This is a genomic window from Marinobacterium aestuarii (assembly GCF_001651805.1).
Classification (GTDB): domain Bacteria; phylum Pseudomonadota; class Gammaproteobacteria; order Pseudomonadales; family Balneatricaceae; genus Marinobacterium_A; species Marinobacterium_A aestuarii.
This window is the reverse complement of the sequence record NZ_CP015839.1, coordinates 4769905-4785728: the sequence shown is the minus strand read 5'-3', so window position 1 is coordinate 4785728 and position 15824 is coordinate 4769905. Positions and strand designations below refer to the sequence as shown.

At 54.3% G+C, this 15824-nt stretch carries 11 protein-coding genes and 3 rRNA genes; 11 read left to right on the top strand and 3 right to left on the bottom strand.

The features are described 5' to 3' along the window. The first annotated feature begins 5 nt into the window (after nucleotides 1-5). The 3 genes from ctaD to A8C75_RS20930 are packed head-to-tail and all read left to right on the top strand — an operon-like array spanning nucleotide 6 to nucleotide 3070. Nucleotides 6-1595 (top strand): cytochrome c oxidase subunit I, encoded by a 1590-nt coding sequence (gene ctaD / locus A8C75_RS20940; protein ID WP_067386294.1) that lies wholly within the window; start codon nucleotides 6-8, stop codon nucleotides 1593-1595. Nucleotides 1596-1613: 18 nt separating this feature from the next. Next, nucleotides 1614-2189 (top strand): cytochrome c oxidase assembly protein, encoded by a 576-nt coding sequence (locus tag A8C75_RS20935; protein WP_067386293.1) that lies wholly within the window; start codon nucleotides 1614-1616, stop codon nucleotides 2187-2189. Next, nucleotides 2186-3070, top strand: a complete 885-nt coding sequence (locus A8C75_RS20930) for a cytochrome c oxidase subunit 3 (protein WP_067386292.1) — start codon at nucleotides 2186-2188, stop codon at nucleotides 3068-3070. The genes A8C75_RS20935 and A8C75_RS20930 overlap by 4 nt, the downstream gene beginning before the upstream one ends. A 19-nt stretch (nucleotides 3071-3089) precedes the next feature. Here A8C75_RS20930 and A8C75_RS20925 read toward each other — a convergent pair whose 3' ends face one another. Then, nucleotides 3090-3305 (bottom strand): twin transmembrane helix small protein, encoded by a 216-nt coding sequence (locus tag A8C75_RS20925; protein WP_067386291.1) that lies wholly within the window; start codon nucleotides 3303-3305, stop codon nucleotides 3090-3092. Between the two features lie 25 nt (nucleotides 3306-3330). On the opposite strand from A8C75_RS20925, the gene A8C75_RS20920 reads away from it, so the two are divergent. The 8 genes from A8C75_RS20920 to rrf all read left to right on the top strand — a co-directional run bounded on the left by A8C75_RS20920 (nucleotide 3331) and on the right by rrf (nucleotide 12900). Next, a complete protein-coding gene (locus A8C75_RS20920) occupies nucleotides 3331-4056 on the top strand; it encodes an SURF1 family protein (RefSeq protein WP_067386290.1) in 726 nt (241 codons plus the stop codon). After that, nucleotides 4056-4544: a hypothetical protein gene (locus tag A8C75_RS20915; protein WP_157890345.1), complete on the top strand. Its 489-nt coding sequence runs from the start codon at nucleotides 4056-4058 to the stop codon at nucleotides 4542-4544. Before A8C75_RS20920 ends, A8C75_RS20915 begins: the two co-directional genes overlap by 1 nt. A gap of 15 nt (nucleotides 4545-4559) precedes the next feature. Beyond that, nucleotides 4560-5612, top strand: coding sequence for a COX15/CtaA family protein (locus A8C75_RS20910; protein ID WP_067386288.1), 1053 nt, complete (start codon nucleotides 4560-4562; stop codon nucleotides 5610-5612). Beyond that, nucleotides 5590-6498, top strand: a complete 909-nt coding sequence (cyoE, locus tag A8C75_RS20905; protein ID WP_067386287.1) for a heme o synthase — start codon at nucleotides 5590-5592, stop codon at nucleotides 6496-6498. The genes A8C75_RS20910 and cyoE overlap by 23 nt, the downstream gene beginning before the upstream one ends. A 145-nt stretch (nucleotides 6499-6643) precedes the next feature. Further along, nucleotides 6644-7249, top strand: a complete 606-nt coding sequence (locus A8C75_RS20900) for a Yip1 family protein (RefSeq protein ID WP_067386286.1) — start codon at nucleotides 6644-6646, stop codon at nucleotides 7247-7249. A gap of 672 nt (nucleotides 7250-7921) precedes the next feature. Further along, a 16S ribosomal RNA gene (locus A8C75_RS20895) occupies nucleotides 7922-9462 on the top strand. Nucleotides 9463-9703: 241 nt separating this feature from the next. Next, a 23S ribosomal RNA gene (locus A8C75_RS20890) occupies nucleotides 9704-12592 on the top strand. Between the two features lie 192 nt (nucleotides 12593-12784). After that, nucleotides 12785-12900: ribosomal RNA gene (gene rrf, locus A8C75_RS20885) — 5S ribosomal RNA — on the top strand. Together the 16S, 23S and 5S rRNA genes form the textbook arrangement of a ribosomal RNA operon. A 957-nt stretch (nucleotides 12901-13857) precedes the next feature. On the opposite strand, the gene A8C75_RS20875 is transcribed toward rrf, so the two are convergent. After that, nucleotides 13858-14427 carry a universal stress protein gene (locus A8C75_RS20875; protein ID WP_227819979.1) on the bottom strand — a complete coding sequence of 190 codons (570 nt, stop codon included), beginning with the start codon at nucleotides 14425-14427 and terminating at the stop codon, nucleotides 13858-13860. A gap of 43 nt (nucleotides 14428-14470) precedes the next feature. Beyond that, nucleotides 14471-15814 (bottom strand): TRAP transporter large permease, encoded by a 1344-nt coding sequence (locus A8C75_RS20870; RefSeq protein ID WP_067386284.1) that lies wholly within the window; start codon nucleotides 15812-15814, stop codon nucleotides 14471-14473. Nucleotides 15815-15824: the final 10 nt, after the last annotated feature.

Sequence of the window (15824 nt, the reverse complement as noted above, 5' to 3'; positions counted from 1 at the left end):
TAAACATGGACACTACGCTCAGTCCGACTGTGGACACTACCGAACATGGTCACGGGCCTGCCAAGGGCCTGGGTCGCTGGTTCTTTACCACCAATCACAAGGACATAGGTACGCTCTATCTGTGGTTCAGTTTGCTGATGTTCCTTACCGGCGGCTGTATGGCACTGATGATACGGGCCGAGCTGTTCCAACCGGGGTTGCAGCTGGTACAGCCGGAGTTTTTCAACCAGATGACCACCATGCATGGTCTGATCATGGTGTTTGGTGCCGTAATGCCGGCCTTTGTCGGCCTGGCTAACTGGATGATTCCAATCATGGTGGGGGCGCCGGACATGGCGCTGCCGCGCATGAACAACTGGAGCTTCTGGATACTGCCCTTCGCCTTCTCGTTGATGCTCTCGACACTCTTTATGGAGGGCGGTGGTCCCAACTTCGGCTGGACCTTCTACGCACCCCTTTCAACCACCTATGCGCCGCCGAGCGTAACCTTCTTTATCTTTGCGATTCACATGATGGGCTTCAGCTCGATCATGGGTGCAATTAACATCATCGCCACCATCCTTAACATGCGCGCGCCTGGCATGACGATGATGAAGCTGCCGCTGTTCGTCTGGACCTGGTTGATCACGGCTTTTCTACTGATAGCGGTCATGCCGGTACTGGCCGGTGTGGTGACCATGATGCTGATGGATATCCATTTTGGCACCAGTTTCTTTAATGCCGCCGGCGGTGGTGATCCGGTGCTGTTCCAGCATGTATTCTGGTTCTTCGGTCATCCGGAGGTCTACATCATGATTCTGCCGGCCTTCGGCATTGTCAGTGAAATCATACCGACCTTCGCCCGCAAGAAACTGTTCGGCTATGCCTCCATGGTGTACGCGACCTCGTCCATCGCCTTGCTGTCGTTTCTGGTCTGGGCGCATCACATGTTTACGGTCGGCCTGCCGCTGGCTGGCGAGCTGTTCTTCATGTACGCGACCATGCTGATTGCTGTGCCCACAGGGGTTAAGGTGTTCAACTGGGTCGCGACCATGTTCCATGGCTCCATGACATTTGAAACTCCCATGCTATTCGCGCTGGCTTTTGTGGTGCTCTTTACCATCGGTGGTTTTTCCGGCCTGATGCTGGCCATTGCTCCGGCTGATTTCCAGTACCACGATACCTACTTTGTGGTGGCGCATTTCCACTATGTGCTGGTGCCAGGCGCTATTTTCTCGATCATGGCGGGGGCCTACTACTGGCTGCCTAAATGGACGGGACACATGCTCAACGAGCGTCTTGGCAAGGCGCACTTCTGGCTCAGCTTTATTGGCGTCAATGTTACCTTTTTCCCGATGCACTTCCTCGGTCTGGCGGGCATGCCCCGGCGTATTCCGGACTATGCGCTGCAGTTTGCCGACTTTAATGCCGTGGCCAGTGTCGGTGCCTTTATCTTCGGCCTCTCTCAGCTGCTGTTTGTGTACAACATCATCAGCTGTATCCGCAGCGGCGAGCGGGCCACGGATCAGGTGTGGGAGGGCGCCCATGGGCTGGAATGGACGCTGCCATCGCCCGCACCCTATCACACCTTTTCCCAGCCTCCGGTGATCAAGTAACAGCGGGAGGTTTGGCTGATGGATGCTCTGCAGCGCAAGAACAGGCGGCTGGTACTGCAGCTGGTGCTTGGCGGTATCTTAATGTTTGGCTTTGGTTTTGCTTTGGTGCCGCTCTACGACGTTTTCTGTCGTATTACCGGGCTTAACGGCAAGATTACCAATACAGGCCCTATTGCCGTGGAAGAGGCGGATAGCAGCCGAGATATACGGGTGCAGTTCCTCGGCGTGAATAACGAGGCCATGCCCTGGGAGTTTCGTCCGATGCTGAATACGGTGTCGGTGAATCCTGGTGAAATGCGCCAGATGGCGTATTTCGCCCGTAACCCGACGTCCAGTCGCATGGTGGCGCAGGCCGTTCCGTCGGTGACTCCCGCCGAGGCTGCGCAGTACCTGCACAAGGTCAGCTGCTTTTGCTTCGATCAGCAGGCGCTTGAGGCGGATGGGCGCATGGAGATGCCGCTGCTGTTTGTCATCGATAAAAAGCTGCCGGCTGAGATTCATACCATCACGCTTTCATACACCCTGTTCGATATCACTCCACAGCTGTCTACCGGGCAGATAAAAAAAGATGACACACAGAGGTCGACGCTATGAGTTCTGCTGCGTATTACGTACCGAATCAAAGTCGCTGGCCGATACTGGCCTCCATCGCGCTCTTTCTGATGGCCGTCGGTGCCGGGAACCTGATCAATGACCTGAGCGCCGAAACATCCGGCGGAGTGGGCGTCTGGTTCCTGTTACTGGGCGCCCTATGCATGATGGCGATTCTGTTTGCCTGGTTTCGTAACGTCATCAACGAAAGCATGTCCGGACTCTATAACGAACAGATGGATCGTTCGTACCGCTGGGGCATGAGCTGGTTTATCTTCTCTGAAGTGATGTTCTTTGCCGCTTTTTTCGGCGCCCTGTTTTATGTCCGTACACTGGCAGTTCCCTGGCTGGGTGGCGAAGGCGACAAGGGTGTTTCGAATATGCTGTGGGAGGGCTTTCAGGCGCAGTGGCCCCTGATGACGACGCCGGATATGGAAACCTTTCCTGGCCCGCAGGAGGTGATCGATCCCTGGCACCTGCCGCTGATCAATACAGTACTGCTGGTGTCTTCAAGCTTCACCGTGACCCTGGCGCACAAGGCGCTGAAAGTGGGTGAGCGCAGTCGTATCGTGCTCTGGCTGGCCGCTACGGTGCTTCTGGGCTCCGCGTTTCTGGTGTTTCAGGCCTATGAATATATTGAGGCCTATCATGATCTCGGCCTGACACTGCAGTCCGGCGTTTACGGTGCCACCTTCTTTATCCTCACGGGTTTTCATGGTCTTCACGTTACCCTGGGCAGTGTGATGCTGCTTATCATCTGGCTGCGGGTGTTGCGCGGGCATTTTGATGCCGACAATCATTTCGCTTTTGAAGCTGTCACCTGGTATTGGCACTTTGTGGATGTCGTCTGGGTTGGCCTCTTTCTGTTCGTCTATATCCTCTGATGTATCGGCAGCGGGGCCCTCAGCGATTAAGCCAGGGGGCATGGCTGCCGAGCTCGCCGGTGTAAAAGCCGTACAGCAGCACCAGAAGCAGTAAGGCGCTGAAGCCTACTCGAAGGAACAGTGAGTTGACGGTGCGGTTGGAACGGCCCCGGTCCGTTAGTAGAAAGTAGAGACCGCAGAAGAGGCTGACAAGAATTGCGATAAACAGGACGGCGATTATAGGCTTGAGAAACATTCAGGTTATCCGCAAAGAGTATGGCATGAGTAAAGGCGACAGACGATCAGGTTTCAAGTGGCTTTTGATACTCAGTGCATTCTTGCTCCTGCCGCTGTTGCTGTATCTGGGCAGCTGGCAGTTAGATCGTGCGGCAGAAAAGGAACAGCTGCTCAATGCCTGGAATGATGACAGCGTTGTCGTCACAAAGCTGTCGCAGTTGCATGACTTTGGCGACAGAAAGCTGCTGCAGGCACGGTTGGAGGGCGAGTTACTGCCAGGGCAGTGGCTGCTGCTGGATAATCGCACCCGTGGCGGATACGCAGGCTATGAACTGATTGGCTTGCTGCAAACGTCCCAAGGCTCTGCTCTGTTGCCGGTCAATCTAGGCTGGATACAGGCCTCCCCCGATCGATCCCGGCTTCCCTCCATTGAGTTACCCGAATTGCCATCCGCCTTTTCCGGCCGCATGCACCCTATAGAGCCAGCTTTCGTGCTGGCGCAAGACGCCTGGTCTTCTGGCTGGCCGCTCAGGGTTCAGACGCTGGATGTTGATCGGCTACAGTCTGTAATACAGCAGCCGGTACTGCCCTGGGTTCTGGAGGTGGTTGAGCCTGTGGATAAGCGTCTGACGACAGACTGGCCGCTGGCTTCATTAAAGCCTGAACGGCATTTGGGTTATGCAGTGCAATGGTTCGCAATGGCCATAGCGCTGTTCATTTTGCTGCTCTGGTATTGGCGCAATACGTTATGCAAGGGAGTGAATGATTGATGCGTAAAAGCACCTTTTGGTGGGTTTTTGTTGTGGCGGCAGGACCTATGCTGCTGGCCATGTTCATGTATTTTACCGGTGTAGGTATTCCTGTCGGGCGAACTCACCACGGGGAGCTTATCGCCGACGGCCGTTCGGTGAATGACTGGTCGCTGGCAACGGCGGCCGGGGAGCCATGGCAAATGAACGAACACTGGCAGTTAATGCTCACTCAGCCTGCAGGCTGCACCGGCTGTAGTGACTGGGCAGGAAAAATGCCTAATCTGCATACGGCTCTGGGCAAGGAGCGGGATAGGGTCGAGTGGCACCAGGTGCTGCCAGCCCCTGCCGACAGTGGTCTTGTGAGTCCGGATCTTTCTCAGCTGGGGGCGGCCGTGTGGGTAGTCGATCCACTTGGCAATCTGGTGCTGCGGTACGATCTGACGCAGGAGCCCCAGGCCGTGCTGGATGACCTGCGCAAGTTACTCAAACTCTCCAAACTGGGCTGACGCTGGAGGCTGACGATGCCGCAACGCTCCGCATCCGTTTTACTGGTTAATCTCGCCCTGGTACTCGCCCTGCTGGTAGTGATGCTGGGAGGCTGGACCCGCATTAACGATGCCGGCCTTGGCTGTCCAGACTGGCCCGGCTGCTATGGTCATATAGTGTTGCCAGGCTCTGAGCAGGCCCTGGCCCAGGCTCAGGCGCTGTATCCGGATCAGCTGCTGGTGGCGGGCAAGGGCTGGTTGGAAATGGTCCACCGCTACGCCGCCAGCAGCCTGGGATTGCTGGTCCTGCTGCTGGCCTGGCTGGGCTGGAAACGTCGAGCTGAAAGCAATTATCCCGTGGGGCTCAGTGTTGCGCTGCTGATTCTGGTCTGTGTGCAGGGGGCCTTCGGCATGTGGACGGTGACACTGAAACTGCTGCCCATTGTCGTCACCCTGCATCTGCTTGGGGGGCTCGCCATTTTGTCACTGCTGGTCCTGTTGCGTTTTCGCGTCCTGCGCTGGCATCGGGCTGCGCAACGGCCAGATGTGTTGCAGACAGTAGCGGTACGCCGGCGCCAAGGTAAAGGTTGGATCATGCTTGCGACTGCTGTGCTTTTTGGACAGATTGCACTGGGAGGCTGGACCAGCGCCAATTATGCCGGCTGGGCCTGTACCGACTGGCTGCAATGCGAGCAGGGTGGCGCTGTGTCGCTGGATTTCGCGGCCGGTTTTACGCCTGCGCTCGAGACGGGCCCCAACTACCAGGGTGGGCATATGCCGCGTGAGGCCCGCGCTGCCGTGCAGATGACCCACCGGGCGGGGGCTGTGGCGGTGCTGATTCTGATTGCGCTCATGATCTGGCGCTTGGGTAGAGCCGGTTGGCCCAGGCCCGCCCTGGTGACGGTCGCATTGCTCGTTGTTGTCCAGATTGGTCTGGGTATCGCAAATATCATCTATGCTGTTCCTATCCCGCTGGCAATGGCGCATCACGGTGGCGCTGTAGTTCTGCTACTCAGCTTGGTGTGGTTATCCCAGCAGGATCTCGTTGTTGACAAGGAGACTGTCTATGCCTGTGCGCAAAGTTGTTGAGACTGCCCATGCTCATGTGACCTGGCGGGATTATCTGGAACTATGCAAGCCCCGTGTAGTGGCGGTGATGCTGCTGACGGTACTGGTTGGCATGGGGCTGGCCCGACCCGAACTTCCCTCCCTTGGGCTAATTGTTGTGACTTTGCTGGGGGTCGCGATGGCGGCGGGCTCGGCTGCCGCCGTTAACCATGTGATGGATCGTCATATCGATGAAAATATGGCCCGTACCCGAGGGCGTCCGTTGCCTAGCGGGAAAATGAGCGCACAGCAGGCATTGCTGTTCGCCGCCACTATGGGGACTTTGGGCATTGGTGTGCTGGCGCTCTGGGTCAATCCGCTGACGGCCTGGCTTACGCTGTTATCCCTGATCGGTTATGCGTTTATCTATACGATGTTTCTCAAGCGTGCGACGCCGCAGAATATCGTCATAGGGGGTGTCGCAGGTGCGGCGCCGCCGCTGCTGGGCTGGACTGCCGTATCCGGGGTTATGGAACCCAATGGCTTGCTGCTGGTACTGATTATTTTTGCCTGGACACCGCCGCACTTCTGGGCGCTGTGCATTGCCCGCAAGGAGGATTACATCAAGGCAGGTATCCCGATGCTGCCGGTGACTCACGGCGAGAGCTTCACCCGACTGCATATCATGCTCTATACGCTGCTAATGATTGCCACTACGGCGATGCCTTTCCTGACGGGCATGAGCGGAATCCTCTATCTGGCGGGAATCTCACTGCTAAATCTGCGTTTCCTGCAATGGGCCTGGCGGGTCATGCATGCAGGCGATAATCGCCAGATTCCCATGCAGATGTTCCGCTACAGTATCAGTTACATCATGCTGCTGTTCGCGCTATTGCTGGTGGATCACTATGTCGTTTTTACCTATTAAATACTGTCACAAAGTATCGTAGTAGGATCTACACTGTCAGTGAGTTTGGAAAAGGGCTGCTCAGGATTGGCTTGAGGTTGGCCCATACGATATAGCCCCGGATTTCAGGGAAGGACGTTCAGGGCTAAGAAGAGGGGAGTGCCATATGTTCCTGCAACACATGATGGGTATGCTGTATCACCCTAAAGAAGAGTGGGGGTCGATACGCAAGGAGCAATACACAACACTGCACGTCTTTTTATCCCAGATCAGCATTCTGGCCGCTATTCCCGCTGTATCTCTGTTTATTGGTACGACCCAGGTAGGCTGGAGCTTTGCCGGTGGTAACTTCGTTAAGCTGGAAGTCGCCAGCGCCTTGCCGGTGGCGATAGCCTTCTATTTCGCCATGTGGGTAGCCGTTGGCTTTATTGCCTATGCGGTGCACTGGATGGAAAAAACCTATGGTGGCAATGTATCGATGGATGAGTGCATCGTACTCACCACATTTACTGCCACTCCGCTGTTCCTCTCTGGCCTGGCAGGCCTGTACCCGATGCTCTGGTTCAATGTAATTGTTGGCATGATAGCGTTGAGCTATACCGTATATCTGCTGTACACCGGTGTGCCTGTGATCATGCAGATACCGGAAGATCGCGCTTTCTTCTTCTCGTCCTCGATTTTGACCGTCGGACTCTGTGTACTGGTAGGTGTACTGGCCGCCTCCGCCATTCTGTGGGGAACCTATATCCCTCTCAGCTATACCTCTGGCTAGTCATTCTCATATTCGGAAAAGCTATACAGAAGAAGGCGCCTGAACCAGGCGCCTTCTTCTGTATAGGCGCTTTCTAGCCTGTGACTTCTGCCTCCGTGCTTGTAGCGCGAGGCGGTTTTTCAGCGAATGGGACCTGGCCTTGGTCGACCTCTGTATGCATGCCGCTCTATATTAGGCCCGCAGCCTGGGTTTTAAGCCCTAAAACCCCCTTTTTGGGTTTTATTACAGTTAATTACACAGGGGCTGTTGACTCTGATCGGGGGCAATGTAGAATGCGCACCTCGCTTAGGGAAAGCGGCTTTGAAAGCCACCGAACAGAGCGAGCAAGTCGGAAGTAAGTGGTTGATTTTCAAGTGTTTAGCTTGATGAATCGGCCGGCAGTATCGGCTTGTGAGTCACTCGTTTTTCTCCTCGGCTTCGGTCGGAAATGTTGAAAAAAAGAGTTGACTTAAAACGCCGAGACGCTAGAATATGCGCCTCACTTGAGACACGGGATCAGCGGCAACGATCCTTGAGTCCAAACGCTCTTTAACAGATTGATCAGATAATTCGTGTGGGCGCTTGTCAGGATAAGGCATAAATAGCTTTATCAAGGTAAGCAACCCTAATGTGAATTCATTTAAGTTGTTATAGCTTGAGTCAGAATTATCGATACTTCGGTATCTTGATTTAAAACTGAAGAGTTTGATCATGGCTCAGATTGAACGCTGGCGGCAGGCCTAACACATGCAAGTCGAGCGGTAGAGAGAAGCTTGCTTCTCTTGAGAGCGGCGGACGGGTGAGTAACGCGTAGGAATCTACCTGGTAGTGGGGGACAACATTCGGAAACGGATGCTAATACCGCATACGCCCCAAGGGGGAAAGGAGGGGATCTATTTATAGACCTTTCGCTATCAGATGAGCCTGCGTAGGATTAGCTAGTTGGTAGGGTAAAGGCCTACCAAGGCGACGATCCTTAGCTGGTCTGAGAGGATGACCAGCCACACTGGGACTGAGACACGGCCCAGACTCCTACGGGAGGCAGCAGTGGGGAATATTGGACAATGGGGGCAACCCTGATCCAGCCATGCCGCGTGTGTGAAGAAGGCCTTCGGGTTGTAAAGCACTTTCAGTGGTGAGGAAAGGGTAACGGCTAATAACCGTTACCTGTGACGTTAGCCACAGAAGAAGCACCGGCTAATTCCGTGCCAGCAGCCGCGGTAATACGGAAGGTGCGAGCGTTAATCGGAATAACTGGGCGTAAAGCGCGCGTAGGTGGTTGAGTCAGTCAGATGTGAAAGCCCCGGGCTTAACCTGGGAACTGCACCTGATACTGCTTAACTAGAGTACGGTAGAGGGCAGTGGAATTTCCTGTGTAGCGGTGAAATGCGTAGATATAGGAAGGAACACCAGTGGCGAAGGCGACTGCCTGGATTGATACTGACACTGAGGTGCGAAAGCGTGGGTAGCAAACAGGATTAGATACCCTGGTAGTCCACGCCGTAAACGATGTCGACTAGCCGTTGGGAGACTTGCTCTCTTAGTGGCGCAGCTAACGCAATAAGTCGACCGCCTGGGGAGTACGGCCGCAAGGTTAAAACTCAAATGAATTGACGGGGGCCCGCACAAGCGGTGGAGCATGTGGTTTAATTCGACGCAACGCGAAGAACCTTACCTACTCTTGACATCCAGAGAACTCGCTAGAGATAGCTTGGTGCCTTCGGGAGCTCTGAGACAGGTGCTGCATGGCTGTCGTCAGCTCGTGTTGTGAAATGTTGGGTTAAGTCCCGTAACGAGCGCAACCCTTGTCCTTATTTGCCAGCACGTAATGGTGGGAACTCTAAGGAGACTGCCGGTGACAAACCGGAGGAAGGTGGGGACGACGTCAAGTCATCATGGCCCTTACGAGTAGGGCTACACACGTGCTACAATGGCCGGTACAGAGGGCTGCAAACCCGCGAGGGGGAGCCAATCTCACAAAACCGGTCGTAGTCCGGATCGCAGTCTGCAACTCGACTGCGTGAAGTCGGAATCGCTAGTAATCGTGGATCAGAATGCCACGGTGAATACGTTCCCGGGCCTTGTACACACCGCCCGTCACACCATGGGAGTGGGTTGCACCAGAAGTAGCTAGTCTAACCTTCGGGAGGACGGTTACCACGGTGTGGTCCATGACTGGGGTGAAGTCGTAACAAGGTAGCCGTAGGGGAACCTGCGGCTGGATCACCTCCTTAAACGACATGGCTTGTTCTGGCATAGCGTCCACACGAATTATCTGATCTTGAAGTTAAAGCGAGTGAGCTTTAAACAGTGTGTCCTGTTCACAGGGTGCATGATTTAAAGCTTCAATGCTTTATCGCTCTTTAACAATGTGGATTCGAATTAATTCGAGATATGTCTTGTACTGTAGTACAAGCGCCAATGGCGAAAAATCTTATCGAACTCTCGTCCTTACCAGACGCCTTCGGGTTATATGGTCAAGTGACGAAGCGTGCACGGTGGATGCCTTGGCAGTCAGAGGCGACGAAAGACGTGGTAGCCTGCGAAAAGCTTCGGGGAGGTGGCAAACAACCTTTGATCCGGAGATGTCTGAATGGGGAAACCCACCCAGTTTACTGGGTATCTTTTAGCTGAATACATAGGCTTTAAGAGGCGAACTCGGGGAACTGAAACATCTAAGTACCCGAAGGAAAAGAAATCAATTGAGATTCCCTTAGTAGCGGCGAGCGAACGGGGATTAGCCCTTAAGTTGGTTTGGTGTTAGCAGAAGGCCCTGGAAAGTGCCGCCGTAGTGGGTGATAGCCCCGTATGCGAAAACGCCTTATCAATGAAAACGAGTAGGACGGGACACGTGTTATCCTGTCTGAACATGGGGGGACCATCCTCCAAGGCTAAATACTCCTGACTGACCGATAGTGAACCAGTACCGTGAGGGAAAGGCGAAAAGAACCCCTGTGAGGGGAGTGAAATAGACCCTGAAACCGTGTACGTACAAGCAGTGGGAGCGGTTCTTGAGACCGTGACTGCGTACCTTTTGTATAATGGGTCAGCGACTTAATTTCAGTAGCAAGGTTAACCGTCTAGGGGAGCCGTAGGGAAACCGAGTCTTAATAGGGCGTTTAGTTGCTGGGATTAGACCCGAAACCGGGCGATCTATCCATGGGCAGGTTGAAGGTTGAGTAACATCAACTGGAGGACCGAACCGACTACCGTTGAAAAGTTAGCGGATGACCTGTGGATCGGAGTGAAAGGCTAATCAAGCCCGGAGATAGCTGGTTCTCCTCGAAAGCTATTTAGGTAGCGCCTCATGTCTCACCACCGGGGGTAGAGCACTGTTTCGGCTAGGGGGTCATCCCGACTTACCAACCCGATGCAAACTCCGAATACCGGTGAGTGCAATCATGGGAGACACACGGCGGGTGCTAACGTCCGTCGTGAAAAGGGCAACAACCCAGACCACCAGCTAAGGTCCCAAAGTTATCACTAAGTGGGAAACGATGTGGGAAGGCTCAGACAGCTAGGAGGTTGGCTTAGAAGCAGCCACCCTTTAAAGAAAGCGTAATAGCTCACTAGTCGAGTCGGCCTGCGCGGAAGATATAACGGGGCTAAGTGATACACCGAAGCTGTGGATGCCATTTATGGCATGGTAGAGGAGCGTTCTGTAAGCCGTTGAAGGGAAAGCTGTGAGGCATCCTGGAGGTATCAGAAGTGCGAATGCTGACATGAGTAACGATAATGGGGGTGAAAAACCTCCACGCCGGAAGACCAAGGTTTCCTATCCAACGCTATTCGAGGTAGGGTGAGTCGGCCCCTAAGGCGAGGCAGAAATGCGTAGTCGATGGGAAGCAGGTTAATATTCCTGCACCGGCGGTAACTGCGATGAGGGGACGGAGAAGGCTAGGCGAGCGCAGCGTTGGTTGTCTGCGTTTAAGGATGTAGGTTGGGGGATTAGGCAAATCCGGTCCCCCTTAAGACTGAGATCTGATGACGAGGTTCTTAGGAACTGAAGTCGTTGATGCCACGCTTCCAGGAAAAGCCTCTAAGCTTCAGGTTACCGCTGACCGTACCCAAAACCGACACAGGTGGTCAGGTAGAGAATACCAAGGCGCTTGAGAGAACTCGGGTGAAGGAACTAGGCAAAATGGTGCCGTAACTTCGGGAGAAGGCACGCTCCTGATGGTGACCCCCTCGCGGGGTGAGCTGTTGGGAGTCGAAGATACCAGGTGGCTGCGACTGTTTATTAAAAACACAGCACTCTGCAAACACGAAAGTGGACGTATAGGGTGTGACGCCTGCCCGGTGCCGGAAGGTTAATTGATGGGGTTAGCGCAAGCGAAGCTCTTGATCGAAGCCCCGGTAAACGGCGGCCGTAACTATAACGGTCCTAAGGTAGCGAAATTCCTTGTCGGGTAAGTTCCGACCTGCACGAATGGCGTAACGATGGCCACACTGTCTCCACCCGAGACTCAGTGAAATTGAAATAGCTGTTAAGATGCAGTTTACCCGCGGCTAGACGGAAAGACCCCGTGAACCTTTACTATAGCTTCACAGTGGACTTTGACATTACTTGTGTAGGATAGCTGGGAGGCTTTGAAGCGTGGACGCCAGTCTGCGTGGAGCCAATCTTGAAATACCAGCCTGGTACTGTTGAGGTTCTAACTCTGGACCGTAATCCGGTTCGAGGACATTGTGTGGTGGGTAGTTTGACTGGGGCGGTCTCCTCCCAAAGAGTAACGGAGGAGCACGAAGGTACCCTCAGCATGGTCGGAAATCATGCATTGAGCGCAAGAGTAGAAGGGTGCTTGACTGCGACACTGACACGTGGAGCAGGTACGAAAGTAGGTTCTAGTGATCCGGTGGTTCTGCATGGAAGGGCCATCGCTCAACGGATAAAAGGTACTCCGGGGATAACAGGCTGATACCGCCCAAGAGTTCACATCGACGGCGGTGTTTGGCACCTCGATGTCGGCTCATCACATCCTGGGGCTGAAGCCGGTCCCAAGGGTATGGCTGTTCGCCATTTAAAGTGGTACGCGAGCTGGGTTTAGAACGTCGTGAGACAGTTCGGTCCCTATCTGCCGTGGGCGTTTGAGATTTGAGAAGAGTTGCTCCTAGTACGAGAGGACCGGAGTGAACGAACCTCTGGTGTTCCGGTTGTCACGCCAGTGGCATTGCCGGGTAGCTACGTTCGGACGGGATAACCGCTGAAAGCATCTAAGCGGGAAGCCCCCTTCAAGATGAGATCTCACTGGGGCCTTGAGCCCCCTAAAGGGCCGTTTAAGACTAAGACGTTGATAGGCGGGGTGTGTAAGCGCTGCGAGGCGTTGAGCTAACCCGTACTAATTGCCCGTGAGGCTTGACCATATAACGCCCAAGGCGTTTGGTTGCCTGCTGTTGCCGCAAGGCCAGCAGGCGAAAAGCACGAGAGACGAGATTGACGCATTGGCAAGAGCTTGTGCTGCAGACAGACATAGAGTGAAAGCTCACCCTCGAATTAAGCTACGTCGCGACAGACCACACGCTGTCGAGGCCAGAATCCATATTGTACAAGTTTTGCTTGGCGACAATAGAGCTGTGGAACCACCTGATCCCATCCCGAACTCAGTAGTGAAACGCGGTATCGCCGATGGTAGTGTGGGGTTTCCCCATGTGAGAGTAGGTCATCGCCAAGCATTTATTTAAACAGAAAAGCCTCGACCTTCGGTCGGGGCTTTTTTGTATGTGGATTTTGCAAGAAAACAGTAAACCAGCAAAAGAGCCACCTGATCCCATCCGCTTTTTATCCGCCGCGGCGCCCAGTAGTGAAACCCAGTACCTCCAAGGGTAGCGTAGTGTGCTCCATGTGAAAGTAGGTCATCGCCAAGCATTTAATAACGGAAACCCCGGTCTCGATGAGGCCGGGGTTTTTCCGTATGGGGTATTGTTCAGCGATGACCCTCACATGGGGCAGGTAGACAGCGCCGCTCGCGGCCGCCCAGCCATGTGATAGTAGGGTCAAAACGGGACTTGTCGAAGCGCAGCTTTGACCCGTTTTGACGACCGCAGCATACTTGTCTGCGGGACGGCTCGCCTGCAAGGCGCCAAGCATTTATTCAACGAAAACGCCTCGACCTTCGGTCGGGGCTTTTTCGTATGTGGGGTTTAAAATAAAATAGTAAACCTGCACAAGCGCTACCTGATCCTATCCGCCCCAGCGCCCAGTAGCGCTCCGCTTCTGAGCATCCATGCTCACTGTAAACGGCCTCAAGTGTTTCGATCAATCTCAATAAGCGCTGTCGTGCCCTGTGCTTAGTTTTAGTTAAGTATCGAGCTCAAAGCCAGTAGCTTGACTGTGTTCAAGCAGCCGGCGGTCTCTGTCGCGAACGCTGGAGCAACGACAGCGTGGTGCATAACTGGATTCACCCGACCTCTCAGTAAGATACCGCTTTTGTTTGGATACGGGGTGGTTAGACAAAGCCGCAGTGTGGCTGCATCAGGGCACGTTCAAATGGGCAGATGCAGCAACGCCTGGGGGACTATTGATGAGAGCTATTGAGAAGGATGTTGCGGAGGCTTATAGGGAAGGGGACTGCGAATCGCCGGGATATCCCCGGAGCCGTTGGCTCCGAGGGGGCAGCGAGGCGGAAGCCTCAGGAACGTTTCCTGGCGGCGGCCTTTTCTTTGGCAGCTTCTTCCTTGTCTGGCAGTGGCACAACAAGGGTGGGGATTTTGGAGTGCCGCAGCACGCTTTTGGCTACACTGCCGAGGAAGGTATGCATGATGCGGCCTTTCTCATGGGCGCCCATCACGATCAGGTCGCACTGCAGTTCCCGTGACTTCTTGAGGATATTTTCCGCCGGATAGTTTTCCACAATATCGACGGAGACTATTTTTGAGCGAAACGCCTTTTCTTCCGGTGCCAGTACATCCCAAAAATAATCCTGGCGTTCATTCAGTCGCTCGCGGGCGTGCTGGATGCGGTGATGCAGAAAGTCATCCCGGCTCTTGTCATTAAGAACGTAGGTCTGTAACGCGAAGTGAGCATCGTCCGAGAGCTTTTCAATTACATGCAGTACGTGAATATCGGCGCCGGTGGATTTGGCTAGATAAACTGCGTACTTGAACGCAAAGGAGGCGTTCTTCGACAGGTCGGTACAGTAAAGTATCTTTTTGAATTCTGGCAGCATGCTATTTACCTCAAATTCTTCAATATGCCGCATGAAAGGCCCGTACCCATTAATGATGCGGGCCTGGTCAGGATCACTAATAGCCCAGCAACCTTGGCAGGAAGAGCGTCAGATCCGGGAAGAAGGCGATGATGAAGACGCCAACGATGGATGCAAACGCAAAGGGTAGAGCCCGCAGGGAAATCTCTTCGATAGAGGTGCCGGATATGCCAGACGCAATAAACAGATTTTCACCCAGTGGCGGCGTCTGAAAGCCAATCCCCAGACAGCAGACGACAACAATACCGAAATGAACGGGGTCTATACCCAGGCTGTAGGCGATGGGCAGCAGTACCGGCGTCAGTATCATGATGGCGGCCAGGGTTTCCATGAACATGCCAACAAACAGCAGGAAGGCGATAATCATGGTCCAGATCAGATAGAGGTTGTCGGTAATGCTGAGCATGGATTCGGCCACGATGGCGGGAATCTGGTTTTCAACCAGCAGACGCCCGAATACTGTGGCGGTGAACAGGATCAGCAGCACGCGCCCGCTCAGCCAGGTGGTGGTTTCCAGGGAGTGGAAAATGCTTTCTAGCTTGAGCTCCTTGTGAATGAACACACCCACGAACAGGGTATAGAAGATGGCGACGATGGCGGATTCGGTCGGGGTAAAGAAGCCGGTATATATACCCCCCAGAATCACCAGCGGCGCGAGTATCGACCAGAAACCCTCCTTGAATGCCTTCAATATTTGGTCGGATGACCAGCCATCGCTGGTGCCATGGTAACCGCGTTTTTTGCAGCTCACGTAGTTCATGATCAGCAGGGTGGTGGCGATAATCAGCCCCGGTGCGAAGCCTGCAATAAAGAGTTTGGGAATGGATACTGTCTGAAACTCGCCAAACTTGGCGATGGCTTCAGGTGGCGCGACCATGCCGATCGCTGAAATACCGAAGATCACCATGGGAATCGACGGCGGAATTATAATCCCCAGGCTGCCGGCCGATGCCGTAATCGCCGATGCATAGCCTTTGTCGTAACCGCGCTTGATCATGGCCGGAATCATCAGCATGCCCACCGCTGCGGTGGTTGCGGGGCCGGAACCGGATATGGCACCAAAGAACATGCACGCCAGTACAGCAGCGGCAGATATACCACCGGTCACAGGGCCGGCAAAGCTTTCCGCCAGATGCACCAGGCGGCGTGAAATACCGGCGGCCTCCATCAGGGCACCGGCCAGAATAAAGGCAGGCAGCGCCATTAGCGGAAAGGAACCGACGGAGGTAAAGGCGATCTGGACAAACTTGATCGGGTTCTCGTCCAGATAGAGAAATGACACAAGTGCCGATACGCCCAGGGCGACGGTAATAGGTGCGCCCATCAGCAGCAGGCCGATGAAGCTACCAAACAGAATTAATACGATGGATGATTCAACCATTACAAACTCC